Consider the following 25,982-nt stretch of genomic DNA (forward strand, 5'->3'; position numbering starts at 1 on the left):
AAGACATGGAATTTTTCAAGATTAAACGGGACATCCCGTTCATGCGCCATGCGTTGATCTTCAACGTGATTTCGGCGCTGACCTTCGTTGCCGCGGTGTTCTTCCTGATCACCAAGCCGCTGCACTTCTCGGTGGAATTCACCGGCGGCACCACCATGGAGCTGCGCTACCCACATGCGGCGGACCAGGAGAAAATCCGCCGCAGCCTGGAAAAGCTGGGCTATGAACAGCCGGAAGTGACCAGCTTCGGCTCGGCCCAGGACGTCATCATGCGCCTGCCGCTGCGCAAGGACTTGCCGGGCGCAACCGCATCGACCACGGTCTTCAACGCCCTGTGCGCGGCCGAGAACGGCACGAGCAAGCAGGTCCAGCAGACCACCGAGAAGGGTGAGACCGTCACCCGCGCCAGCTGCATGACCGCGGCCGGCGCCGAGGCGGTGCACCTGCAGCGCGTCGAATTCGTCGGCCCCTCGGTCGGCGAAGAGCTGGCGCAAAATGGCCTGAACGCCCTGATCATGGTGGTGGTGGGCGTGGTGATCTACCTGGCCGTGCGCTTCGAATGGAAGTTCGCGGTGGCGGCGATCATCGCCAACCTGCACGACGTCGTGATCATCCTGGGCTTCTTCGCCTTCTTCCAGTGGGAATTCTCGCTGACCGTGCTGGCGGCGGTGCTGGCGGTGCTGGGCTACTCGGTCAACGAATCGGTCGTGATCTTCGACCGGATCCGCGAAACCTTCCGCAAGCAGCGCAAGATGAGCGTGACCGAGGTCATCGACCACGCGATCACCAGCACCATCTCGCGTACCATCATCACCCACGGCTGTACCGAGATGATGGTGCTGTCGATGCTGTTCTTCGGCGGCCAGGCCCTGCATTACTTCGCCGTCGCGCTGACCATCGGCATCTTGTTCGGTATCTATTCGTCCGTGTTCGTGGCGGCCGCCATCGCCAAGTGGCTGGGCGTCAAACGCGAAGACCTGATCAAGCCGATCAAGGAACGCGACGAGACCGACGGCGCCGTCGTCTAAGACTCGTCAATACAGAAAAGCCGCCTCCGGCTCCGGCCGTTGGCGGCTTTTTTGTTGATTGCGTACGATTTCTTCTATAAGTGAAGCACCGCACAGAGGTGTTCTTAAGGCGGACTTAAGATGGACTTGTCTCTTTCAGGACATCCCTAGTTTTGGACTTCACCCGCTCCGCTGGAGCGGGTTTTTTTTGTGCTGATCTAAAACAGGATGTATTGCTGAGTTGTTTTAAGCGTCATCTTAAAAGATTTAACAAAATGTGAGTTCGCGCACAGAGTGTTTCGATTCACGGAACTAATATGGAGCTGTCTCTTTCAGGACATCCCTAGTTTTGGACTTAGCCCGCTCTCGTAGCGGGCGTTTTTTTGAGCGCCGAACAAAGCCCTCATGGCGGCGTTGCACCGTCTCGCCGTACTCACGTACTGTCTTCGACGGTGCGCCTTGCCCTGAGGTCTTTGTTCGACGCTCTTGAAATCAGGTCAGTTCAGCGCGTTGACCAGACTGCGCACTTCCTCTTCCGACTCCTGCAGGATCAGCGCCAGGGTGCCGTCGCCGACCGCGAAATCGATGGTGGCGTTGGCCTGGGCCGGGCTGAAACCCGGACGCTCGAGCAGGGGGGAGGGGATGGGCGCCAGGTCCTTGGCCAGCATCAGGGTGTCGCCGAGGGTTTCCGGCGGCAGCGCGCGCATGCCGTTCCACAGGGCTTCGATCGCATCCATCACCGGGCCGGGGACGCCCAGCTTGAGCAGGACGCCGCGGCCGATGTCGACCTGGCCGTATTCGATCCATTCGTCGGCGCCGCCGTCCAGCAGGCCGGGGAATTCGGCCGCGCGTGACAGCAGGTAGAAGCCGCCGACCTCGTGCACGATGCCGGCGAACATCGCCGTGTCCGGGTCGACGAAGGAGACGCGGCGCGCGATCACCAGCGCCAGCGCGGCGACGTTGGCCGAGTGCTGCCACAGCTGGTCGGCCTTGGCGCGCAGCAGTGGGTCGGTGACGCCGCTGGCCAGCTGGCGCACGATCACGGACGCGGCCAGCGCGCCCAGCGTGCGGAAGCCCACCCGCTGCACGGCGGCGCGGACATTCGTGACGTCATTGCCCGCACGGTTGTAGGCGGCCGAGTTGGCGATGGCCACGGTGCGCGCGGCCAGCAGCGGCTCGGCCTGCACCAGGCGCGCGGCTTCCTCGACGTGGCAGTCGGGATCGCTCAGCGCGCGCTGCAGCTTGAGCGTGGCGTTGACGTGGGTGGGAAAGGCCAGCTCGCCGCGCCCGGCCTGCGCGGCGATGCTCTTGAGAGCGTCGAGTCTGTCCATGGGGAAATATCAGGGTTCGCTGAAGATCGCGTCGCAGCCGTCGCGCGGCTCTTCCGTGTCTTGCAGTTCATCGACCAGGCCCAGGTCGAACAGTTCCTCGACCGCGTTCATGAAGCTGTTGACTTTGGTCGCGCCGATCAGGCGGTAGATCTCGCCGGCGTCGTTGCGCACGCCGATCAGCATCTTTTCCTTGCGCACCTCGTCGGCCGGGGCGACATCGAGCAGGATGTTGCCGATGATGTGCTTGTCGAAATGGGGCGGCTTTTTACCGTCGAGCAGGGCAGTTTTCACGAGTCGGTTTTCCTTTCCTTGGTCATGCACGGATTATAGCGGCCTGCGCGCCTCTGCGGCTCGGCGCCGGCATTCGCGTTTTATGGCCGGGGCAGGTACCATATTGCCCCATGACCCAGCAACTGCGCGGCATTGCCGCCCTCATCCTCGTCGTTCTCGTGTGGGGCACGACCTTCCCCGCCATGAAAGATCTCACCGCGACCTTCTCGCCGGTGTGGATCATCCTGACGCGCTTTGCCCTCGCGGTGCTGATTTTGTCGCCTTTCCTGTGGCGCGCCCATTTGAGCGACCTGCGCTCCGGTGTGCTGCTGGGCATGGTCCTGTTCTTCTGCTACCTGTTCCAGGTCGAGGGCCTCGCGCTCACCAGCTCGAACCGCAATGCCTTCATCACCGGCCTGAATGTGCTGGTGGTGCCGCTGCTGGGCGTGCTTGGCGGGCGCCTGCCGGAGCGCCGCATCGTGTTCGCGCTGGTGCTGGCGGTGGCCGGCCTGGCGGCGCTGTGCTGGGACGGCGGCGCCTGGGGCACCGGCGATACCCTGGCCCTGCTGGGCGCCTTCTGCTTCGGCGCCTACGTCAAGCTCATGGAAATCCGCACCCGCACCGCCAAACGACTGCTGAGCGTGACGGCGGCGCAGATCGGCACCGTGGCCGTCTGCGCGGCCGTGTGGCTTCTGCTGCGCGAGGCGCCGCGCGGCTTCGGCGTGCTCGAGGACGGCGGCAATTATTGGCGCTACATCGGCGGCAACCTGCTGGCCTACTGGCCGAATTTCGCCTACCTGGGCGTGGTCTGCACCGCCGCCATCATCTCGCTGCAGGTCTGGGGCCAGTCGCGCACCACCGCCAACGAGGCGGCCGTGATCTACGCCTTCGAGCCCGGCGCGGCGGCCTTCTTCGGCTACTTCTGGCTGGGCGAGGCGATGACGGCCCGCGGCTGGCTGGGCGCGGCGCTGTTGATCTCCGGTATGATTGTCAGTCAATGGAATGCCGAGAGCCGGCCTGCCGCCGCGCTCGCCCCCGAGTGATGACCCTGATCCGCCCACATGCAGCCCGCTGAACTGTCCAGCCTCGCGCGGGAAGCGCCGCTGCGTGTGCTGCTGGTGAATGCCGGCGAGCCGGATTCCCTGACCTGGTCCGGCATCGTGCAGCCGCTGCGCCTGGCGGCCAAGATGGTGGGGCCGGAGCGCCTGATCGTCGACGTGCGCAGCCCGGACAAATTCGCCGGCGACGCCCAGCGCCACTGGCACCTGGTGCTGCTGGTCGCCGACGAAGCCGAAGCCGGCCTGCGCCCCGCCAACATGCGCCTGCTGTCCCAGCGCTGCCGCGCCGCGCCCTGCTGGGGCGGCGTCGGCGCCGGCGTGCTGTGGCTGGCCGAGGCCGGCGCCTTCCACGGCGCACGCACCGCGCTGCCCTGGTCGCTGTACCCGGACGCCGACGCCATCGCCGACCAGTCCATGCTGAGCCCCCATCTGTATGAAATCGACGGCGCGCGCCTGAGCTGCTGCGGTGGCGGCGCCAGCATCGACTTCGCGCTGACCCTGGTCGACATCCTGTTCGGCGCCACGGTCCAGGCCCAGGTCAAGGAAATCCTCTGCGTGGACCGCGTGCGCGGCCAGGAAGAGCGCCAGCGCGTGGCCCTGCAGGCCCGCTTCGGGGTGCTGCAGCCCAAGCTGACCGAGGCCGTGACGCTGATGGAAGCCAACATCGAAGAGCCGCTCTCGACCGACGACATCGCCCAGCTGGCCGGCATTTCGCGGCGCCAGCTGGAGCGCCTGTTCAAGCAATACCTGGGCAGCCTGCCTTCGCGCTACTACCTCGAACTGCGCCTGAAGCGCGCCCGCCAGCTGCTGCGCGACACCAACCACTCCATCGTACAGGTCGGCCTGATGTGCGGTTTTTCCTCCGGCTCCCACTTCTCCACCGCCTTCGGTGCCCAGTTCGGCAACACCCCGCGCGAAGAACGCCAGCGCAAACTCGCCGAGTAATTTCCTTACTTCGGGGTCAGGTCCATTTTTCTTGACATGATCGCAGAGGAAGCCTGGTCTTCCCAGGCAATCCCGGGTGCGTTTAAAGAAGTTCACAAATTAAAGTGCTCTGACCCCGAATTTTGCTGACCCCGAATTTTGCTTGAGATAGCGCAAATGTTGCTCGTCCAAAAATGAAAATGCCTGTCGCAGTTTGAAAAGAACTGCAAGGGTGGCCTTTTTATAATGGGGCGCTCGGCGCGGCTGCTGGAGTTCGCGCGACTCTTATTTGGATGAGGAAGAACGTCATGAATGCTAAGCTCGAATCGGGTGTCACTTCGCTGCCTGTCACACGCCAGACTTTCGACGAGGTCCTCGTCCCGACCTACGCCCCTGCCGCCATGGTGCCGGTGCGCGCCGCCGGTCTCGATGTGTGGGACCAGGAAGGCAAGCATTACCTCGACTTCACTTCCGGCATCGCCGTTTCGAGCCTCGGCCACTGCAACCCGCTGCTGGTCGACGCCATCACGCGCCAGGTCAACACCCTGTGGCACCTCGGTAACGGCTACACCAACGAGCCGGTGCTGCGCCTGGCATCCATCCTGACCGCCGCCACCTTCGCCGACCGCGCCTTCTTCTGCAATTCCGGCGCCGAAGCCAACGAAGCCGCCCTGAAACTGGCGCGCAAGTACGCGCACACCAAGTTCGGCCCGCACAAGTCGCGCATCGTGTCCTGCCTGTCGTCCTTCCACGGCCGCACCCTGTTCACCGTCTCGGTCGGCGGCCAGCCGAAGTACACCGAAGGCTTCGAGCCGCTGCCGCAGGAAATCAACCACATCAGCTACAACGACATCGAGTCGGCGCGCGCCGCCATCACCGACGACGTGGCCGCCGTGATCGTCGAGCCGATCCAGGGCGAGGGCGGCGTGATCCCGGGCGACATCGACTTCCTGAAAGCGCTGCGCGAACTCTGCGACAAGACCGGCGCCCTGCTGGTGTTCGACGAAGTGCAGTCGGGCGTGGGCCGCACCGGCGCCCTGTACGACTACATGAACGTGGGCGTGACCCCGGACATCCTGACCTCGGCCAAGGCCCTGGGCAACGGCTACCCGATCGGCGCCATGCTGACCACCGACGAGATCGCGCAGCACTTCAACGTCGGCTCGCACGGCACCACCTACGGCGGCAACCCGCTGGCCGCGACCGTCGCCCTGAACGTGGTCGAGCAGATCAACCAGCCGTCCTTCCTGGCGCGCGTGAACGAAGCCAGCGCCAAGCTGTTCGCCCAGCTGGAAAAGCTGTCGAACGACTTCCCCCAGCTGTTCGGCAAGCCGCGCGGCAAGGGCCTCCTGATCGGCCTGCCGATGGCCGAAGGCTTCAAGGGACGCGCCAAGGACTACACCAAGACCGCCGAGAAGCTGGGCCTGATGCTGCTGATCGCTGGCCCGGACGTGGTGCGCCTGGCGCCCGCGCTGGTGGTCTCGGACGAGCAGCTGATCGAAGCCGACCGCATCATGCGCGACGCCGCCGAAGCCTTCATCGCCGGCTAAGCTGTCCATCCGGCCGGCTGCGTGTGCAGCCGGCTTGTCCGACCCAAGATCGGGAGTTCCCATGTATGTTGTCCGTCCGGTAGAGCCCGCGGATGTCGGCGCCCTCGAGACGCTGCTGGCCGCCTCCATGCCGGGAGTGCATACCCTGCCGCGCACGCGCGAGAAGATCGCCGCCCTGGTCGAGCGCTCGGTCGCGTCCTTCGCGGCCCACGTCGACATCCCCAGCGAGGAAACCTATCTGTTCGTGCTGGAGGACCTCGCCACGCGCGAGCTGGCCGGCACCGCCGCGATCCACGCCTCGGCCGGCTCGAACGGCACCTATTTCGCCTTCCGCAACGACGTGATCCAGCAGGTCTCGCGCGACCTGAACATCAGCCACAGCGTGCACGCCCTGACCCTGTGCTCGGAGCTGACCGCCTACTCGCAGCTGTCCGGCTTCTTCATCAGCCAGAGCGTCCGCCAAAGCGACAGCGCCGCCCACGAAGCGGCCCTGCTGTCGCGCGCCCGCCTGCTGTATTCGGTGCTGGCGCCACACCGCTTCGGCGACCGCTTCTTCGTGCCGCTGGCCGGCGTCACCGACGACGACGGCCAGTCGCCGTTCTGGGATGCGCTGGGCCGCAAGTTCTTCAAGATGGACTTCCTGGATGCCGAGCGCACCATCGGCGGCGCCCGCAACCGCACCCTGATCGTCGAGCTGATGCCGCACTACCCGGTGTATGTGCCGCTGCTGCCCGGCCCGGCGCAGGCGGCGCTCGGCCAGATCCACCCGAGCGGCCAGCTGGCCTTCGATTTGTTGACGGAAGAGGGCTTCGAAGCCGACGAGTACATCGACATCTTCGACGGCGGCCCGATCCTGCAGGCGCACAAGAACGCGCTGCGCTCCTTCCGCAGCGCGATGGTGCGCCGCGTGGCGACCCAGGACCAGCCGGCCGCCGCGCCGGACGCCCTGGTCGACTACGCCGTGGCCAGCAGCGAGCGCAAGTTCCGCGCCATCGTCGTGGCCTGCGCGCCGGCCGACAGCAGCGAGTCGCTGTGCCTGCCCGCCTGGGCCCAGCAGGCGCTTGGCGTCGCGCCCGGCGACAACGTCATCTGCGTGCGCATCTGACGCATCTACCCTAGAGGAATCCATGCTCGTAATTCGCGCAATCACCCTCGACGACATCGATCCCCTGATCGAGATGGCGCGCCAGGTCGGCAGCGGCATGACGACCCTGAAGCCGGACCGCGCGATGCTCGGCGAGCGCGTCGAAACCGCCGTCGCCTCCTTCGCCCAGACCATCCCGCCCGAAAAGCGCGACTACATGTTCGTGATGGAGGACACCGCCAACCATCGCCTGTCCGGCGTATGCGCCATCAAGGGCGCGGTCGGCCTGACCGAGCCCTTTTATAACTACCGCATCGGCACCCTGGTCCACTCCAGCCGCGAACTCGGCGTGTTCACGCGCATGGACACGCTCTACCTGTCGAACGACCTGACCGGGTCGAGCGAACTGTGCTCGCTGTTCCTGATGCCGGAATACCGCACCGGCCACAACGGCAAGTTCCTGTCGAAGAGCCGCTTCCTGTTCATCGCCCAGTTCCAGCAGCTGTTCACCGAGAAGATCATCGCCGAGATGCGCGGCTTCCAGCTCGACGACGGCACCTCGCCCTTCTACGAAGGCCTGGGCCGCCACTTCTTCAAGATGGATTTCGACCACGTCGACGGCCTGACCGCGCTCGGCAAGAAGTCCTTCATCGCCGAACTGATGCCGCGCCAGCCGCTGTACGTGGACTACCTGCCGGAAGACGCGCAGGCCGTGATCGGCCAGGTGCACCGCTCCACGCTCCCGGCGCGCAAGCTGCTGGAGCAGGAAGGCATGCACTACGAGGGTTACGTCGACATCTTCGACGCCGGTCCGGTGCTGCAGGGCCGCGTGTCCGAGCTGCGCGCGGTGCGCGACAGCGTGGCGACCGTGGCGGAAGAGGGCGTTCCGGAAGGCGAGTGCGACATCACCCTGGTCTCGAACACGAAACTCGAGGATTTCCGCATGATCCTCACGCAAACCGAGTCGGACCTAATGCGCGGCGGCGCCAAGGTCGCGCTGAACGTACGCGAACTGCAGCTGCTGCATTGCCAGGCGGGCGACCCGGTGCGCACGCTGTCACTCAATGTAAGGAAAAATTCGCATGGCTAATCTCTCCAACTACATCAACGGCGAGTGGCTCGCCGGCAGTGGCCAGGAGCTGGTCACGATCGATCCGTCCACCGGCCGCCAGACCTGGACCAGCAAGGAATCCTCGAAAGAAGACGTGGCGCGCGCCGTGCAGGCCGCCCGCGAGCACTTCGAAGACTGGGCCCTGACCCCGCTCGAGCAGCGCGTCGCCATCTGCCAGCGTTTCCGCGACCTGCTCAAGGAGCACAACGAGGAACTGGCCGCGATCATCGCCGAGGAAGTCGGCAAGCCCTTGTGGGAAGCCCGCACCGAAGTCACGACCATGGCCAACAAGGTCGACATCTCGGTGCAGTCCTTCGGCGCGCGCACCGGCGAGGTCGCCAGCAAGGTCGCCGACGGCAATGCCGTGCTGCGCCACCGCCCGCATGGCGTGTTCGCCGTGTTCGGCCCCTACAACTTCCCCGGCCACCTGCCGAACGGCCACATCGTGCCGGCCCTGATCGCCGGTAACACGGTCGTCTTCAAACCCAGCGAATTCGCGCCGCGCACCGCCGTGCGCACGGTCCAGCTGTGGGAACAGGCCGGCCTGCCGAAGGGCGTGCTGAACCTGGTCAACGGCGGCCGCGAGACCGGCATGGCGCTGGGCGCCAACGACGACGTCGACGGCATCCTGTTCACCGGTTCCAGCCAGACCGGCGCCGCGCTGCATAAACAGTTCGGCGGCATGCCGGGCAAGATGCTGGCGCTGGAAATGGGCGGCAACAATCCGCTGGTGGTGTGGGACGTAAAAGAGATTGACCCAGCCGTGCACCACGCCGTGATGTCGGCGTTTATTTCGGCCGGCCAGCGCTGCACCTGCGCGCGCCGCCTGATCGTGCACGACACCCCGGAGGGACAAGCCTTCATCGATCGCCTGGTCGAAGTCGCCGCCAGGCTGGTGGTCGGCCCCTCGAACGCCGAGCCGCAGCCCTTCATGGGCCCTGTGGTCTCCGCGCAGGTGGCCAAGCGCCTGGTCGAAGCCCAGCAGATGATGGAAGAGAAGGGCGGCAAGGTGCTGCTGCAGATGCGCCAGCTCGATCCGAATGCCGGCTTCGTCACTGCCGGCATCGTCGACGTCACCGATGCGCAAGGCATCCCGGACGAGGAATGGTTCGGCCCCCTGCTGCAGATCGTGCGCGTGCAGGATTTTGATTCCGCGATCAAGGTCGCCAACGCCACCGAATTCGGCCTGGCCGCCGCGCTGCTGTCGCCCTCGGAAGAGCTGTGGAAGCGCTTCGCCATCAAGGCCAGGGCCGGCGTGGTGAACTGGAACCGCCCGACCACCGGCGCGGCCAGCTCGGCGCCTTTCGGCGGCGTCGGTAAATCGGGCAACCACCGCCCGAGCGCCTACTACGCGGCCGACTACTGCGCCTACCCGGTTGCCTCGATCGAAACCTCGGTGCTGGAAATGCCCGCCAAACTGTCGCCTGGACTGAGCTTCCAAGATGCGTAACGCCCGCGAATTCAACTTCGATGGCCTGGTCGGCCCCTCGCACAACTACGCCGGCCTCTCCTTCGGCAACGTCGCCTCCTTCAACAACGTGAAGAGCGCCTCGAACCCGAGGCAGGCCGCCCTGCAGGGCCTGGCCAAGATGCGCGAACTGGCCGCGCGCGGCTTCGCGCAAGCCGTGCTGCCGCCGCAGGCGCGCCCGAACTTCCGCCTGCTGCGCCGCCTCGGTTTCAGCGGGACGGATGCGGACGTGCTGGCCCAGGCCTGGCGCGAAGCGCCGGTGATCCTGGCCTGCGCTTATTCCGCATCGCCGATGTGGACCGCCAATGCCGCCACCGTCAGCCCCTCGAGCGATACCGCGGACGGCCGCGTGCACTTCACCGCCGCCAACCTGAACAACAAGCTGCACCGCGCCGAAGAGCACATCCAGTCGACCCGCACCCTGCGCGCGCTGTTCGCGAACAGCGATTGCTTCGTCGTGCACGAGCCGCTGCCGTCGACCCCGGCCTTCGGCGATGAAGGCGCGGCCAACCACACGCGCTTTGCCAGCGCCCACGGCGCCGCGGGCGTCGAGTTCTTCGTCTATGGGAAGGTCGAGTTCGACCCGTCCGCACCGAGCCCGAAAAAATACCCGGCGCGCCAGACCCTGGAAGCTTCGCAAGCCATCGCCCGCCTGCACGGTCTCGATAGCGCGCGCACGGTGTTCGCTTCGCAGAATCCGGACGTGATCGACCAGGGGGTGTTCCACAACGACGTGATCGCGGTCGGCAACGGCAATGTGCTGTTCTACCACGAGCAGGCCTTCGCCAATGAAGCCGGCACCCTGGACGCGCTGCGGCGCGCCATGGCCGGCGTCGGCGCGGACCTGCAGGCGGTGCGCGTCGATACGAACATGGTGCCGGTCGCCGATGCGGTGGCCAGCTACCTGTTCAACAGCCAGCTGCTGTCCAAGCCGGATGGCCGTATGGCGCTGGTGGTGCCGCACGAGTGCCGCGAGAACGCCTTTGTTTCGCGCTACCTGGACAGCCTGATTGCGGGCGGCAGCGCCATCGACGAGCTGATCGAATTCGACCTGCGCCAGAGCATGCGCAACGGCGGCGGTCCTGCCTGCCTGCGCCTGCGCGTGGCGCTGACCGACATTGAAGCGGCCGCGATGCACCAGGGCGTGATCATGACCGAAGACCTGTACGCGAAACTCGTGCCCTGGGTCGAGCGCCACTACCGCGACCACGTCGAGCCCAAGGACCTGGCCGACCCGCAGCTGGCTATCGAATGCGCGACCGCGCTGGAAGAGCTGGAACGCCTGCTCGGCCTGCCTGGACTGTACGAACTGAATTAGCAACACCGGCCCCGGAGTGTTGCCGCTTGGATACCAAATACGCCCGCATCGACTGCGCGGCATGTTCTAATAGCGGATTAGCTTTCGGGATAAGGAAGCACTGAATCTGGACGGGACAACCCCGTCCGCATAAGCCGGAGGACGCGTGGCCACAAGCCGCGGCGGACCTGGCACAACTATCAGCTCTGGAGAAGCAAATGAATAAAGCACTGCCTGCGGACCTGCGTTCCCGTACGCTCGCCCTGGTTAACGAGAAAACTGCGGACAACAAGCCCACCGAACAGGTGAGCGCCCTGATCGGCGCCTGGCTCGGTTCCCTCGACGACGAGGACCTGGCCGGCGTTTCGCCCGACAGCCTGGCGGCGATCCTGCAGGACGGCTTCGCCCAGGTCGCGCAACGCACCACGCCGGGCTGCCAGATCGCGCAAATGCGCTACACCGACGGCCGCTGCGGCATGTCGACCGCTCTCCTGATCCTCAACGAGGACATGCCTTACCTGGTCGACTCCTTCGTGATGGCGCTGCGCCGCCAGCGCGTGGTGGCCTCGGGCGTGATGAACGCCGTGCTGCCGGTACGCCGCGACGCGAATGGCGCCGTGGTCTCGGTCGGCGAAGCCGGCGCCCCGCTGGAATCCTACGTGCTCTGCCTGCTGGCCGAAGACCTGCCGCAGGATGAGCTGGACGCGCTGATCGGCCGCATCCAGATGGTGGCGCGCGACGCCGCCGTCGTGCACCGCGACGCCGTCGCCATGGGCGACCGCATGAGCGCCGTCGCCGCCGCTGCAGCAGCCCAGGGCACGCCCTCCGGCCAGGAAGTCGCCGCCTTCCTCGAGTGGGCCAAGAACGAAGGCTTCGAGCCCTTCGGCTATGCCTACTACTTCGTCAAGCCGGGTGTGCGCGAACTTGAACGCGACATCCCGAGCCGCATCGGCGTGCTGCAGGACACCTCGCACCCGGTGTATGCGACCAGTATCCAGAACATCCCGGGCGACTTCGAGATCCTCTCCAAGCGCGAAGAAACCCTGTCGATCGTGAAGGCCGACGTGGCCGGCACCCTGCACCGCGACCAGCCGCTCGACTTCATCGGCGTGCGCGCCACCGACGCCCAGGGCAACACCATCGGCGAACACTGCTTCATCGGCCTGTTCACCCGCGCCGCCACCTCGACCCCGCTGGCGCGCTTGCCCTTCGCGCGCGGCCGCGTGGCCAAGGTGCTGGGCATCGCCGGCGTGCGCCAAGAAGGCTTCCGCGCCGAGAAATTCCTCGAAATCCTGGAGTCCCTGCCGCGTACCGAAGCGCTGGAAGCCGATCCGGAATGGCTGGCCCAGGTCTGCAGCTCGGTGGTCTCGCTGTACAAGCAGCCGCGCGCCAAGGTGTTCGCGCGCCGCGACGTCTACGCCCGCCACCTGAACGTGCTGATCTACCTGCCGCGCGAGCGCTACAGCGCCGCCGTGGTGGCTTCGCTGGCCCAGGCCCTGAAGGACAGCTCGGGCGCCACCGACGTGCGCACCCAGACCATGGTGGCCGACGGCCCGCTGGCCCGCGTCTACCTGATCGCCGAAGCCGCGCGCAATCCGCTGGATCTCGAAACCGACATCCAGTTGCCGCTGCTGGCCGTGCTGGACGGCTGGCATGACCGCTACACCGTGCTGACCGAGGACATCGCCGATGTCCCGACCCGCAACGCGCTGCGCAAGCTGATGCCGACCCTGCCGGTCAACTACGTGGCCGCCACCAATCCGGAAGTCGCCTTCCGCGACCTGTGCGCGCTGATCAACAACGGCAAGCCGAACCACGTGTCGGTGCGCATCGAAAGCGATGCCGCAAGCGGTGCTTCGCTGCGCCTGTACTCGACCGGCAGCGTGCCTTCGCTGTCGCGCATCCTGCCGGCCCTGCAGAACGCCGGCGTCGCGATCGACCGCGAGCAGGCCTTCGCCATCACCACCAATGACGGCACCCGCCACTTCGTGACCAGCCTGATCGTCGATGCGGAAAGCGCCGCGAAGCTGGCCAAGCCGGGCATCGCCGACGTTGCCGAAGAGCTGTTCGCCGCCCTGTTCAACGATGAAGCCGAAGATGGCCGCCTGAACGGCCTCACCATCGAAGGCGGCCTGTCGACCCGCGAAGTGCAGCTGGTGCGCGCCTATATCAGCTACTGGCGCCAGGCAGGCAGCAAGTTCTCGACCCGCTACATGGCCGAAACCCTGCGCCTGCGCGCCGGCCTGGTGCGCGAACTGGTGGAAGGCTTCAAGCTGCGCTTCAACCCGGCGCTGTCGGAAGACGAACACGCTTCCGGCAACGCCAAGCTGGCCGAGCTGAAGGCCGGCCTGGCCAAGGTCAACCACGCCGACACCGAAGAGATCATGGCCGCCCTGGTCGACCTGGTGATGGCGACCGTGCGCACCAACTACTTCCAGAACGACGGCGAGAAGATCATCTTCAAGTTCAACACCAGCAACCTGATGCTGGTGCCGGAACCGCGTCCGTTCCGCGAAATCTATGTGTTCTCGCGCCGCTTCGAAGGCGTGCACCTGCGCGGCGGCCCGGTCGCCCGCGGCGGCCTGCGCTGGTCGGACCGCATGGAAGACTACCGCACCGAGGTGCTGGGCCTGGTGAAGGCGCAGATGGTCAAGAATGCCGTGATCGTGCCGGCCGGCTCGAAGGGCGGCTTCGTCTGCAAGCAGATGCCGAAGGACGCCGTGCGTGAAGTGGTAGCGGCCGAAGGCGAAGCAGTCTACCGCCTGTTCATCGCCAGCCTGCTGGAAGTGACCGACAACCGCGTGCGCGGCGAGATCGTCCCGCCGAACGCCACCGTGCGCTATGACCAGGACGACCCGTACCTGGTAGTCGCCGCCGACAAGGGCACCGCGACCTTCTCCGACATCGCCAACAGCATCGCCGTCTCGCGCGGCTTCTGGCTGGGCGACGCCTTCGCTTCGGGCGGTTCGAACGGCTACGACCACAAGAAGATGGGCATCACCGCGAAGGGCGCCTTCGAAGCCGTCAAGCGCCACTTCTACGAAATGGGCCACGACATGGCCACCACCCCGATCACCATGGTCGGCGTGGGCGACATGTCGGGCGACGTGTTCGGCAACGGCGTGCTGCTGTCGCGCCAGCTGAAGGTGCTGGCCGCCTTCGACCACCGCCACATCTTCCTGGATCCGACGCCGGACGTCGAAGTCTCGTTCAAGGAACGCGAGCGCATGTTCGCGCTGCCACGTTCGTCCTGGGACGACTATGACAAGAGCCTGATCTCGACGGGCGGCGGCGTGTTCCCGCGCAGCGCCCGCCACATCGAGCTGTCGCCTGAAGTGCGTGCGGCCCTCGACATCCAGGAAACCTCGCTGACGCCTGAAGAACTGATGCACCGTATCCTGCTGGCGCCGGTCGACCTGTTCTACAACGGCGGCATCGGCACCTACATCAAGTCGTCCAGCGAGACCCACGCCCAGGTGAAGGACCGCGCCAACGACAACATCCGCGTCAACGGCAATGAACTGCGCTGCAAGGTCGTGGCCGAAGGCGGCAACCTGGGCGCGACCCAGGCCGGCCGTATCGAATTCGCACTGGCCGGCGGCCGCATCTTCACCGATGCGATCGACAACTCGGCGGGCGTCGATTGCTCCGACCACGAAGTCAACATCAAGATCTGGCTGGACACCGAGGTCAATGCCGGCGAACTGCCGGAAGCAGACCGCAACCGCGTGCTGAACGAAATGACCGGCGCCGTGGAAGACCTGGTCCTGCGCGACAACACCCTGCAGACCCACCTGCTGGTGCGCGAAGCCCAGGCGCAGTCCAACAGCGCTGTCGTCGACGGCTATGCCGCCCTGATCGCCAGCCTGGAAGCCGAAGGGGCCGTGTCGCGCGAGCTGGAGCAGCTGCCGTCGGAAACCGAGCTCGTTCGCCGCAAGGCGCTCGGCCTGGGCCTGACCACGCCGGAGCTGGCGGTCGTCATCGCCAACGTCAAGAACCGCTTCAAGCGCGTGCTGGCGGCGCTGCCGCTGACGGAATTGCCGTGGGCCGAGACCGTGCTGCGTCCGTACTTCCCGGAACAGCTGGTCGCCACCCGCAAGCCGCTGGATCACCCGCTGGCCAACGCCATCCTGGCGACCGTGCTGGCCAACGAGTCGGTCAACCGCTGCGGTCCGCTGATGCTGCGCGACCTGGCGCTGGAACACCGCATCGACGACGCCGAAGTGGTCAAGGCCTGGGGCCAGGCCTGGTCGGCGCTGCACCTGGCGCCGGTGTTCGACGCGCTCGACGCCGACGCACTGAAGGTGCCGCGCGACGTCTCGCAGACGGTCGACGCGCGTACCCGCGCGATGCTGCGCACCGTGATCGAAGGCGTGCTGTCGCTGCCGGCGGAACAAGCCGGCGCCGGCGGCATGGCCGAGCTGTCGAACCTGTTCTCGCAGCCGGAGCAACTGGCCGTCCTGATGCCGGCCAAGTCGGATGCCGACGCCCACGCCGGCCTGTCGCCGTCCTTCGTGCAGGCATGGAAGGCCATCGACACGGTCGAATCGCTGGCCGCCTTCCTGTTCGCCGCGGTGTCGGTGCAGCGTCCGGGCGGCATGTCGCTGGCCGAGTTCCTGCAAGTCGGCATGGTGCTGCGCGCCGCTTCCGGCATCGACACGCTGGAGCGCGGCCTGAAGCTGCCGGCCACCAGCAAGTCGCAGGAACAGCTGCGCAACTACGCGATGCAGGCCCTGCGCCGCACCCAGCAGCGCCTGCTGCTGACCGTGCTGGAACGCACGAAGCAGACCGGCGACATGCAGGCTGCGGTGCGTGACACCACCGGCGCGATGGGCCTGACCGGCTTCGCTCAGCCGACCGACCTCGAACAGGCAATGCTGAACGTCTGGTCGCTGTCGGAAGGTTCGAGCCCGGAACGCATCGCGGCTTGAGGCGATGAGCACCGGCGTAAGCAAAAGCGCTTTTGACGCGCTGCCGGAATCGGTACGGGCCCTGGCCCAAGCCGATTTCGGTCAGGTGGCGGATTTGTTCCGCGCTGCCGGTTTCACGGTCGGCCTGCCCGCCAAGGGCGTGCTGACCGTGAAAGGCTCGCAGGCTGCGCAGTTGGATACCGCGCGCGCAAGCGTGCTGCTGTCGGTAGGCGTGCACGGCGACGAGACCGGGCCGATCGAGATGGTGGCGCATGCGGTCGAGGCGCTGTCACGCACGCCGCAGGCCTTGAAGGTCGACCTGATGCTGTGCGTCGGCAGTATCGATGCGATCGCAGTCGGCAAGCGCTTCATCGACGCCGACCTGAATCGCATGTTCCGTCTCGACCGCGGCGACCTTGCCGGCACCTTCGAGGCGGGCAGGGCGGATACGCTGATCGCGGCCACTCGTGACTTCTTCGACGGCGCCGGTCCGCAGCGCTGGCACCTCGACCTGCACACGGCGATCCGTGCTTCGCGCTATCCGCAGTTTGCGATCGTGCCGGAGCTGATTGCGGATGCACCGCGCAAGGCGCTGATCGAATGGCTGGGGCAGGGCGGCATCGAGGCCGTCATCATGAACCCGAAGTCGGCCGGCACCTATTCGTACTGGACCGCGGAGCAGCATGGCGCGGCCTCGAGCACGGTGGAGCTGGGCCGCATCGGCACGCTGGGGCAGAACGATCTGTCGCAGTTTGCGGCGATGAGCGCCGCCCTGCATGCGCTGCTGCGCGGCGAGCCTGCGCCGCAGGGTGCTGCGCCGTTGGTGTTCAACACCGCGCAGTCGATCACCAAGCTGTCCGATGCATTCAGGATGAGTTTCGGAAAAGAGACCGAGAACTTCACGCCCCTGCAAAAGGGCGAGACCATCGCCACCGATGGCGATACCGTCTACACCGTCAAGCATGACGAGGAATTCGTCGTGTTCCCCAACCCGGACGTGCGTGTGGGTCTGCGCGCCGGGATCATGGTCGTTCGGGCAAAATAAGCGTTTTGGTGGGCACGGTGTGCCCACCAAACATCCACCGAATGGGGTATTTCCATGAGCAAGCTGTTCTCACCAATCAATCTCGGCCCGCTGGCCCTGCCCAACCGCATCGCCATCGCACCGATGTGCCAGTACTCGGCCGCGGAAGGCCATGCGACCGACTGGCACATGATCCACCTCGGCCACCTGGCCTTGTCCGGCGCCGGCCTCCTGATCATCGAAGCCACCGCGGTCACGCCGGAGGGGCGCATCTCGCCCGATGACCTGGGCCTGTGGTCGGACGAGCATGCGGCTTCGCTCGAGCCGGTCATCAACGCCATGCGCAGGCACTCCCCGATCAAGATCGCAATCCAGCTCGGCCACGCCGGCCGCAAGGCGTCCAGCGAAGTGCCGTGGCAGGGCGGCGCGAATATCCCGGTGGACCACCAGCGAGGCTGGCAGACCGTGGCGCCGTCCGCCATCCCGCACGCGCAGGGCGAGACCGTGCCGCTGGCGCTCGATGCGGAAGGCCTGCAACGCGTGAAGGAAGGCTTTGCCGCCGCTGCCCGCCGTGCCGATGCCCTGGGCCTGGACGCGATCGAGATCCACGGCGCCCACGGGTATTTGCTGCACCAGTTCCTGTCGCCGCTGGCCAACCGGCGCAGCGATCAATATGGCGGCTCGCTCGAAAACCGCATGCGCTTTCCATTGGAGGTGTTCGATGCGGTCCGCGCGGCGGTGTCGCCGGAAATGGTAGTGGGCATGCGCATCTCGGCCACCGACTGGGTCGAAGGCGGCTGGGACCTGGAACAGAGCCTGGCCTTGACCGCGGAACTCGAAAAGCGCGGGTGCCAGTTCATCCACGTGTCGAGCGGCGGGCTGTCGCCGCAGCAGAAGATCCCGGTGGGGCCGGGTTACCAGATCGAGTTCGCTGCCCGCATCCGCCAGCAGACGACGATGCCGGTGATCGGGGTGGGGCTGATCACGGAAGCCAGGCAGGCCGAGACCATCGTCCAGACCGGCCAGGCCGACATGGTGGCGCTGGCGCGCGCGATGCTGTACGACCCGCGCTGGCCCTGGCATGCGGCGGCCGAGCTGGGCGCCAGCGTAAGCGCGCCGCCGCAGTACTGGCGCTCGCAGCCGCACGAACTCAAGAATCTGTTCGGCGATACGCGGCTCGGACAGCGATAAAGAAGCGCGCTAATCCTCGCCAGTCACCGTTCGTTCCGCATTTTTTGCAGTTTGTCGCATGGCGCGGGATGGCTGAAACCTGACTTGTTAGAGTGAATCATCTCAAACAAGAAGACAGAAAGGCCATCCACCATGCGTACCCTGCTTGCCATCGCCTGCCTCGCCGCCCTCGGCGGCTGCGCCATCGTCGTCGCTCCCGGCGCGGACGGCGACTACACGGTTCGGACTCCGTTCAACGGCAACACGATCGAGGGCGACGGCATCGCCGCGCGCGACCAGCGGACGGTCGGCACCGTGAATGGCCTGGACGTGAATGGTTCCATCGTGGTCGACGTGCGCGTCGGCCCGGCCACTTCGCTGGTGGTGGAGGCAGACAGCAACCTGCTGCCGCTGATCCGCACCGACGTGCGCGGCGACACCCTGAACATCTATACCGACCGCTCTTACCGCAGCCGCAATCCGGTGCACGTGATCTACACGGTGCCGCGCCTGACCGACCTGCACCAGAACGGCTCCGGCCGCATCGCCGTGGAGGGCCTGTCCGGCTCTCCGCTGACCGTGCGCCGCAACGGTTCGGGCATGGTGTCCCTGTCCGGCCAGGTGGCCAGCCTGGAAGTCGACAACAACGGTTCCGGCAGTGTCGACGCCAGCCGCCTGCAGAGCGCCAGCGCCAAGCTGGCCATGAGCGGCTCCGGCCGCCTCGAAGTCGGGCGGGTAGCCGGCGACTATGCGATCGTCAACCTGAACGGCTCGGGCCAGCTGCATGTGAGCGGCACGGTGCGCTCGCTGACGGCGCGTTCGAACGGCTCCGGCCACCTCGACCTGGCCAAGCTGGCCAGCGACCAGGCCGACCTCTCGTCCTCGGGCTCGGGTGGCATCACCGCCAACGTGCGGCAATCGCTGATCGCGCAGAACGGCGGCTCGGGCGGCATCCGCGTGTACGGCAATCCGGGGCAGCGTTCGGTGAGCGGCAACCACGTGCAGATGTTGAATTAAAAAAAGCGGCCCGCGGGCCGCTTTCTTCATTACAGCAGGTGATCCAGCAACTCCGGCCCGAACACCTCACGATGCAGGCGCGCCGCCGGCACACCCGCATGCAGCAGCGACAGCCACTGCGCCTGCATGAACTTGTGCGGACCGCACAGCCACACTTCCGCTTCCTCGCGCTTCCACACCGGCAGCCTGGCCAGGTCCATGCGGCCTTCGACGTCTTCGTAGAAACTCACCACCGACAGGTTCGGCATGATCGCCTTCAGCGCCTCGACATCCGCACGCAGCGCGTGGTGGGCGGCATTGCGGGCAGCATGGGCGAAGATCACGCGGCGCTGCGGGTTCACGGCGGCGATGCGCTTGACTGCGGACACCATCGGCGTGATGCCGACGCCGGCCGACAGCAGCACGATGGCTTGTTCGTCTTCCGTGTTCGGGGTGAATTCGCCGAAGGGGTGCGACACCTGCAGGACCGAACCCGCCTGCACATTCTGGTGCAGCCAGTTCGACACCATGCCCGCCGGCGTATCGGCGCCATCTTCGCGCTTGACCGAGATGCGCCAGGTATCAAGACCCGGGGCGTCCGACAGGCTGTACTGGCGCAGCTGGTGGCGGCCATCCGGCAGATCGACGGCGACGCTGACGTACTGGCCCGCCTTGAAGGCCGGCAGCGGCTTCTCGTCCGCAGCGACCAGGCGGAAGGACATCACGTTCTCGCTCTCGCGGGTCACATCAAGCACGCGCATCGGGCGGGTCTCGCCCGGCTGGATGCCGGCGGTGCTGTACATCTCGGCTTCGGCGGCGATCAGGAGCCTGGCCAGCGAGCCATAGGCTTCAGCCCAGGCGTCCAGCAGCGGCTGGGTGGCTGCGTCGCCCAGGGTTTCGGCAATCGCTCCTAACAGGTGCTGGCCGACGATCGGGTAGTGCTCGGCGCGGATGCCGACCGAGACGTGCTTGTGGACGATACGATTCACCACCGGGCCCAATGCGCCCGGATTGCCGATGTTCGCGGCATAGGCGAACACCGCCGACGCCAGCGATTGCTGCTGCGCGCCGCTCGCCTGGTTGCCCATGTTGAAGAGGCTGGTCAGCTCAGGATGCGCCTTGAACATGTTCGCGTAAAACAGCTTCGTGATGGTCAGGCCATGCTGGCGCAGGACCGGTACGCTGGCGTCGATGAAGGGGCGGGAAGCGTCGGAAATCATGATTCGTCCTTATTGGTGCATCTAAAATGCAGATTTAAAGTTCAAAAAAACGCCCATACAAGGGCTCAAGCAAAAACAGTAAAGCCAGTACTTACTTCTATTCAATCACAGCAAGCGCGCCGCTTGCCGCCGGCGTGCCGCTCCAGAACATCTTGTGCATGCGGATCACCTGTTCGCCGGTCGCGCCCGAGGTCGCCTGGGCCAGCGTGTAGCGGTCCATGGCTTCGTAGAAGGCGCGCATGCCGGCGCGCAGCATGCCGCGCAGCTGGCAGTCGAGCTTGAGGGCGCAGCTCGTGCCCTCGCAATCGACCAGTTCGTCTTCTTCGCCTTCCAGCTTGCGCAGCACCTGGCCGATCGTCAGCGTGGCCGGGTCAGCCAGCAGGCGCAGGCCGCCGTTGCGTCCGCGCGTCGCCTTGATCCAGCCCAGCTTGGCCAGCTGGCCGACCACCTTCACCAGGTGGTTCAGCGGGATGTCGAACTGGCTGCTGATCTCCGCCACCGTCACGGGCTGCGAACGTTCGCCGGCCCGCTCCAGGTAAATGAGCACGCGCAAACCAATATCGGAGAAGCGGGTGAGGCGCATCGTAGGTTCTTCGTGGTGACAGGCGTATTCTACCTAAACCTGCATAAGAAATGCAGATTTAAGGAAATATTTTTTCCTGGCATTGCAAAATGTTATTTATAAGTGACTGGCATCTAGCCCTATAATCGCAAGCTTTGGAAGTGCGACCAGAGGACACGCTGTGAATCAGACATTGGGCCAGAAGCTGTTTAGAACCAAGACGTCCGAGCGCAAGCTCGACGACGCCTCCGCCCATGGTGGCGGCCTCGGCCGTACGCTGGGCCTGTTCCCGCTGACCATGATCGGCGTCGGCGCCACCATCGGCACCGGTATCTTCTTCACCATGGTCGAAGCGGTGCCGAAAGCCGGCCCGGCGGTCGTCCTGTCGTTCCTGCTGGCCGCGATTACCGCCGGCCTGACCGCGCTGTGCTACGCCGAACTGGCGGACCGCGTGCCGGCCTCCGGCTCGTCCTACTCCTTCGCCTACGCCACCGTGGGCGAGTTCGCCGCCTTCATCGTCGCCGCCTGCCTGCTGCTCGAGTATGGCCTGGCCGCCAGCGCCACCGCGATCGGCTGGTCCGACTACCTGAACAACTTCCTGCAGAACGCGATCGGCTGGCAGATCCCGGATGCGCTGCGCTCGCCGATGATCGTCTCGGGCAAGAACGGCGTCGAACTCCACGCCGGCCACATCAACCTGCCGCCCATCCTGCTGGTGATCATGTGCTGCGTCCTGCTGATTCGGGGCACCAAGGAATCGGCGACCACCAATGCCATCATGGTGGTCATCAAGCTGGCCATCCTGGTGTTCTTTGCGGCCATCGCCTTGACCGGCTTCGACATCAACAACTTCCACCCCTTCTTCAATGGCGCCGACAGCCACGGCGCGGGCGGCATGGCCGGCGTGACGGCGGCCGCCGGCACCGTGTTCTTCTCCTTCATCGGCATCGACACCATCGCCACCGCCGGCGAGGAAACCCGCAACCCGACCCGCGACGTGCCGCTCGGGATCCTGGCGGCCCTGATCATCGTGACCGTGTTCTACATGCTGGTGGCGATCGCCGCCATGGGCGCCCAGCCGGCCCACATGTTCGAAGGGCAGGAGGCCGGCCTCGCCGTGATCCTGCAGAACGTGACCGGCAAGGCCTGGCCGGCGCTGGTGCTGTCGGCCGGCGCGGTGATCTCCGTGTTCTCGGTGACCCTGGTGACCATCTACGGCCAGACCCGCATCCTGTACGCGATCTCGCGCGACGGCCTGATCCCGAAGACCTTCCAGCGCGTGAACCCGCGCACCCAGTCGCCGGTGGCGAACACCCTGATCGTCTCGGTGGTGGTGGGCATCGTGGCCGGCCTGGTCGACTCCACCTTCCTGTGGGACATGGTGAGCATGGGCACCCTGGTGGCCTTCATCGTGGTGTCGATTGCGGTGCCGGTCATCCGCCGCAAGCAGGGCAAGGACAGCAGCAGCGGCCGCAAGGGGTTCCGCGTGCCCTTCGGCCCCTACCTGGTGCCGGGCCTGTCGATCCTGGCCTGCCTGTACCTGGTGTTCGGCCTGTCGAAGGTGACCTATACCGTGTTCGCGGTGTGGATGACGGTGGCGGTGCTGACCTACTTCGGCTACGGCCTGCGCAACAGCCGCCTGAACAAGGCGAATTCGCAGCAGACCGAGCTGACGCACTGAGATGAGCATGATCCGGCGCGCCACCGCCGCCGACCGCGAGCACCTGCTCGGGGTCTGGCTGCGCTCGGTGCGCGCCACCCACGCCTTCCTGGGCGAACAGGACGTGCAGGACCTGCTGCCGGTGGTGCGCGACGTGGTGCTGGCCGGCGAAGCCCTCGAACTGTGGGTGCTCGAATTCGAAGCCGGCACACCGGCCGCCTTCATGGGCCTGGATGGCGCGGCGCTCGAAGCCCTGTTCGTCGATCCTTCCCACTTCCGCAAGGGCGCCGGCAAGCAGCTGCTGGCACATGCGCGCGCGCTCAAGGGGCCCTTGACGGTCGACGTCAACGAACAGAACCCGCAGGGCCTGGCCTTCTATCTGCAGTCCGGCTTCGTGCGGGCGGGGCGCTCCGAGCGCGATTCCGCCGGCCGGCCTTTCCCCATCCTGCACCTGCGCGAAGCCGCCTAGCCGTTGGTGGCCAGCATGCCCAGGCGCCGCTCCGCCGCCTTGCCGATGAAATCCTTCAGCACACCGAAGTAGTCGATGCAGTAGTCGAGCGCATCCTCGTTGCGCCAGATGCCATCGGGGTAGATCTGCAGCGCCTGCATCTCGGCCGGGTCGAAGCGCGCCCTCAGCGTGGCTTCGTCGATGCCGTGCAGGGCCTGGGCTATGGCCTGCACCTCGGCCGAACGGAAGGCGCGCGCCGGGCCGACGCCGACTTCGATGTCGCCGACCGCCGCGCCGCCGTCGACCAGGAAGTTGAGCGGGAAGGCGCCGCCCCAATCCGTTTTCGTGAGCAGGTAGTGGATGCCGTGCCAGGCCTTGTCGACGTCGGTGTCCGCGGTGTCGCCGTCCGCCGGTTCGAGCTCGGCCGGCGCGGCCGCCGGTTCGCTCCTGCGCCCCAGCAGGCGGCCCAGCAAACCCGGCTTGGCGGCCTGCCGGTATCTGGCATAGGCTTCGGGATCGTCCGGCGCGACCACTTTCCAGACCAGCGGTGGATCCGCGAGGATCTTCTCGATGTTACGGTCGCTGACCATATAAAAGGCGGCAATCATTCCCATCTGCGTCTCCTTCGAAAAAAAAGCCACGCTCCTTGCGGCAGCGTGGCTTTCGATGATGCATCGATGACGGCGTTTACTTCACGCCCATCTCTTTCAGCAGGTTATCCGCGTGGTCGACCTTGTCCATGTTCCACAGGATGTAGCGGATGTCGACCTGGATGTCGCGGGTGGCGGCCTTGTTGAAGTCCCAGTCCGAGATGATCGAATCCAGGGTGCCGTCGAAGGCCAGGCCGATCAGCTCGCCCTTGGCGTTCAGCGCGGCCGAACCCGAGTTGCCGCCGGTGATGTCCAGCGTCGCCAGGTAGTCGACCGGCACGGTGCCCAGCTTCGGATCGGCGTACTTGCCGAAGTCCTTGGCGCGGATCGCGGCCAGCTGCTTTTCCGGTGCGTTGAATTCGCCTTCGCCGGTGTGCTTGGCGACCACGCCCTTCACGGTGGTGAAGGCGGTCCAGGAACCGGTGCCGTCGGCGCCGTAGTTGCGGCCCTTGATGTTGCCGAAGGTCACGCGCAGGGTCGAGTTGGCGTCCGGGTAGACGGCCTGGCCCTTGCTGTTCATGTAGGCGATCTTGGCCTTCATGTAGCTGGCGTAGGCCTTCTGGATGTTACCGCCCAGTTCCTCTTCCTCGGCTTCTTCCTTGCGGTCGGCGTCGTACAGGGCGACGGCGGCCTTGATGAAGGCATCGTTGCTCGACTGGAAGTCCGCCGGCGACTTGTTCAGCCACTGGGTGCGGAAGTCCTTGTTCTGCATCTGCGAACCGGCGTACAGCTTGTCCAGCGCGGCCTTCAGCTCGGCTTCGTTCATGCCCGCCTTGATGCCGAGGGCGTTATCGAATGCCAGGTTGTGCTCGTTGGCCGGCTGTGCGCTGTACTGCTTCAGGAAGTTCAGCACCAGCGCCTTGTCGACCTTTTCGTCGTAGGTGCGGTCCTGGCCGGTGATGCTTGCCGTCATGCGCGGCATGTCGCGGTCCTGGTAGCCCGACTTGCGCTCGGCGTTCGGCTTGCTGCGCTCGTTGGACAGGCGGTACAGGGTGCGCGCCGAATTCAGGAAGCGCGGGGTCGAGTAGCCCAGGAAGAACTCGCGCTTGATGTTGGCGTCGCGCTCGGCGATCAGCTTCTCGACGGCCTCGATGTCGGCGCCGAATTCGGCTTTACGCGCGGCGTTGGAATTGATCCAGGCCTTCAGCGCATTGTGCTCGGCGGTCTTGCGCGCCAGGATGTCGCTGCCTTCGTAGCTGGCGATCATGCCCTTGCGGTTCTTGTAGTAGTTGTTGACGCCGGCGACCTGGCTGGCGTACTTCAGCTTGGCGGCCGGATCGTTCTTGGTCTCGCGCTCGATGACGGCCAGGGTCTCGCCCGACGCCTTCACGAAGGCCGGGTAGTTCCAGTCGAAGGTGAACGCGACTTCCGACGGCAGGCGGTGGCGGTTGGTGCGGCCCGGGTAGCCCAGCGCCATGATGAAGTCGCCTTCCTTCACGCCTTCCTTGGCGATCTTCAGGACGTGCTTCGGCCTGTAGGGGACGTTGTCCTTCGAGAACTCGGCCGACTTGCCGTCCTTGCTCACGTAGCCGCGGTAGAAGCCGTAGTCGCCGGTGTGGCGCGGCCACATCCAGTTGTCGGTGTCGCCGCCGAATTTACCCACGCCCGACGGCGGTGCGTGCACCAGGCGCACGTCGCGGATTTCCAGCTGCTTGATGCGGTAGAACTCGAGGCCGCCGTAGAAGCTCGGCACCGTGCAGCGGTAGCCCGGCTCTTTTTCGCACTCGGCCACCAGGGCCTTCTGGTTCTTCTCGATCGCTTCGATTCTAGCCTTGCCGGTCAGCTTGGCGACTTCCGGGGTGATCACGCGGTTGCTGACGTTGGTCACTTCCTCGGTCACGAAGATGCGGCTGCCCGGCGCGGCCGGCAGTTCGTCGGCCATGGTCTTGGCCAGGAAGCCGTCGGCCAGCAGGTCGTGCTGCGGGGTCGAGTTGATCGCCACGCTGCTGTAGACGCAGTGGTGATTGGTGATGACCAGGCCTTCCGGCGAGACGAAGGAGGCCGAGCAGCCGCCCAGGCTCACGATGGCGCCGGCCGGGAATTCGGTCAGTTTGGTGAGCGAGGCCGGGTCGAGCTTGAGGCCGGCGGCTTTCAGTTGCTTGGCTACTTGTGGCAGCTGCTGCGGCATCCACATGCCTTCGTCCGCCTGTGCGGCGAAGCTGGTCAGGATGGCGAGCGAAATTAGAGTCTTTTTCATGCGCTTGTGTCGGTTGGTCTAGGGTCCCCACGGAGGCTCGGACGA

20 protein-coding genes are annotated in these 25,982 nt (G+C 65.8%); 14 read left to right on the forward strand and 6 right to left on the reverse strand.

Annotation, left to right across the window (positions count from 1 at the left end; genetic code table 11):
• Positions 1-5: 5 nt before the first annotated feature.
• On the forward strand, positions 6-1,028 hold the full coding sequence (gene secF / locus LQV39_RS23805; RefSeq protein WP_230029667.1) for a protein translocase subunit SecF: 1,023 nt from the start codon (positions 6-8) through the stop codon (positions 1,026-1,028).
• Between the two features lie 476 nt (positions 1,029-1,504).
• Here secF and LQV39_RS23810 read toward each other — a convergent pair whose 3' ends face one another.
• Positions 1,505-2,338, reverse strand: coding sequence for an HDOD domain-containing protein (locus tag LQV39_RS23810; RefSeq protein WP_230029668.1), 834 nt, complete (start codon positions 2,336-2,338; stop codon positions 1,505-1,507).
• 9 nt (positions 2,339-2,347) lie between these two features.
• Positions 2,348-2,629: a hypothetical protein gene (locus LQV39_RS23815; RefSeq protein WP_230029669.1), complete on the reverse strand. Its 282-nt coding sequence runs from the start codon at positions 2,627-2,629 to the stop codon at positions 2,348-2,350.
• A 110-nt stretch (positions 2,630-2,739) separates the two neighbouring features.
• Between LQV39_RS23815 and LQV39_RS23820 the strand changes: the two genes are divergently transcribed.
• From LQV39_RS23820 to LQV39_RS23870, 11 genes are all read left to right on the forward strand, one after another.
• A complete protein-coding gene (locus LQV39_RS23820) occupies positions 2,740-3,651 on the forward strand; it encodes a DMT family transporter (RefSeq protein ID WP_230029670.1) in 912 nt (303 codons plus the stop codon).
• 18 nt (positions 3,652-3,669) lie between these two features.
• A complete protein-coding gene (locus LQV39_RS23825; RefSeq protein WP_230029671.1) occupies positions 3,670-4,611 on the forward strand; it encodes a GlxA family transcriptional regulator in 942 nt (313 codons plus the stop codon).
• 287 nt (positions 4,612-4,898) lie between these two features.
• Positions 4,899-6,140 carry an acetylornithine/succinyldiaminopimelate transaminase gene (locus LQV39_RS23830; protein WP_230029672.1) on the forward strand — a complete coding sequence of 414 codons (1,242 nt, stop codon included), beginning with the start codon at positions 4,899-4,901 and terminating at the stop codon, positions 6,138-6,140.
• A gap of 61 nt (positions 6,141-6,201) precedes the next feature.
• Positions 6,202-7,245, forward strand: coding sequence for an arginine N-succinyltransferase (locus tag LQV39_RS23835; protein ID WP_230029673.1), 1,044 nt, complete (start codon positions 6,202-6,204; stop codon positions 7,243-7,245).
• Positions 7,246-7,267: 22 nt separating this feature from the next.
• Entirely contained in the window at positions 7,268-8,314 is a 1,047-nt protein-coding gene (astA, locus tag LQV39_RS23840; protein ID WP_230029674.1) for an arginine N-succinyltransferase, read from the forward strand.
• Positions 8,307-9,785 (forward strand): succinylglutamate-semialdehyde dehydrogenase, encoded by a 1,479-nt coding sequence (astD, locus tag LQV39_RS23845; protein WP_230029675.1) that lies wholly within the window; start codon positions 8,307-8,309, stop codon positions 9,783-9,785. The genes astA and astD overlap by 8 nt, the downstream gene beginning before the upstream one ends.
• Entirely contained in the window at positions 9,778-11,121 is a 1,344-nt protein-coding gene (gene astB / locus LQV39_RS23850) for an N-succinylarginine dihydrolase (RefSeq protein WP_230029676.1), read from the forward strand. The genes astD and astB overlap by 8 nt, the downstream gene beginning before the upstream one ends.
• 197 nt (positions 11,122-11,318) lie before the next feature.
• Positions 11,319-16,031 (forward strand): NAD-glutamate dehydrogenase domain-containing protein, encoded by a 4,713-nt coding sequence (locus tag LQV39_RS23855; RefSeq protein WP_230029677.1) that lies wholly within the window; start codon positions 11,319-11,321, stop codon positions 16,029-16,031.
• A gap of 4 nt (positions 16,032-16,035) precedes the next feature.
• Positions 16,036-17,055 carry a succinylglutamate desuccinylase gene (locus LQV39_RS23860; protein WP_230029678.1) on the forward strand — a complete coding sequence of 340 codons (1,020 nt, stop codon included), beginning with the start codon at positions 16,036-16,038 and terminating at the stop codon, positions 17,053-17,055.
• 54 nt (positions 17,056-17,109) lie between these two features.
• On the forward strand, positions 17,110-18,225 hold the full coding sequence (locus tag LQV39_RS23865; RefSeq protein WP_230029679.1) for an NADH:flavin oxidoreductase/NADH oxidase: 1,116 nt from the start codon (positions 17,110-17,112) through the stop codon (positions 18,223-18,225).
• A gap of 132 nt (positions 18,226-18,357) precedes the next feature.
• Complete coding sequence (locus LQV39_RS23870) at positions 18,358-19,221, forward strand: head GIN domain-containing protein (RefSeq protein ID WP_230029680.1); 864 nt, start codon at positions 18,358-18,360, stop codon at positions 19,219-19,221.
• A 29-nt stretch (positions 19,222-19,250) separates the two neighbouring features.
• Here LQV39_RS23870 and LQV39_RS23875 read toward each other — a convergent pair whose 3' ends face one another.
• Both LQV39_RS23875 and LQV39_RS23880 read right to left on the reverse strand, forming a co-directional pair.
• Positions 19,251-20,420, reverse strand: a complete 1,170-nt coding sequence (locus LQV39_RS23875) for a globin domain-containing protein (protein WP_230029681.1) — start codon at positions 20,418-20,420, stop codon at positions 19,251-19,253.
• 97 nt (positions 20,421-20,517) lie between these two features.
• Positions 20,518-21,003: an Rrf2 family transcriptional regulator gene (locus LQV39_RS23880; protein WP_230029682.1), complete on the reverse strand. Its 486-nt coding sequence runs from the start codon at positions 21,001-21,003 to the stop codon at positions 20,518-20,520.
• A 160-nt stretch (positions 21,004-21,163) separates the two neighbouring features.
• Between LQV39_RS23880 and LQV39_RS23885 the strand changes: the two genes are divergently transcribed.
• On the forward strand, positions 21,164-22,663 hold the full coding sequence (locus tag LQV39_RS23885) for an APC family permease (RefSeq protein ID WP_230029683.1): 1,500 nt from the start codon (positions 21,164-21,166) through the stop codon (positions 22,661-22,663).
• A 1-nt stretch (position 22,664) separates the two neighbouring features.
• The gene (locus tag LQV39_RS23890; protein WP_230029684.1) at positions 22,665-23,111 is read left to right on the forward strand and encodes a GNAT family N-acetyltransferase; all 447 of its coding nucleotides are present in this window, start codon (positions 22,665-22,667) and stop codon (positions 23,109-23,111) included.
• On the opposite strand, the gene LQV39_RS23895 is transcribed toward LQV39_RS23890, so the two are convergent.
• Together LQV39_RS23895 and LQV39_RS23900 are read right to left on the reverse strand one after the other, a co-directional pair.
• The gene (locus LQV39_RS23895; protein ID WP_230029685.1) at positions 23,108-23,704 is read right to left on the reverse strand and encodes a YfbM family protein; all 597 of its coding nucleotides are present in this window, start codon (positions 23,702-23,704) and stop codon (positions 23,108-23,110) included. The genes LQV39_RS23890 and LQV39_RS23895 overlap by 4 nt on opposite strands.
• Positions 23,705-23,777: 73 nt before the next feature.
• Positions 23,778-25,937 (reverse strand): S46 family peptidase, encoded by a 2,160-nt coding sequence (locus LQV39_RS23900; protein WP_230029686.1) that lies wholly within the window; start codon positions 25,935-25,937, stop codon positions 23,778-23,780.
• Between the last annotated feature and the right edge of the window lie 45 nt (positions 25,938-25,982).

Source organism: Massilia sp. Bi118 (genome assembly GCF_918697865.1).
Lineage (GTDB): Bacteria > Pseudomonadota > Gammaproteobacteria > Burkholderiales > Burkholderiaceae_D > Telluria.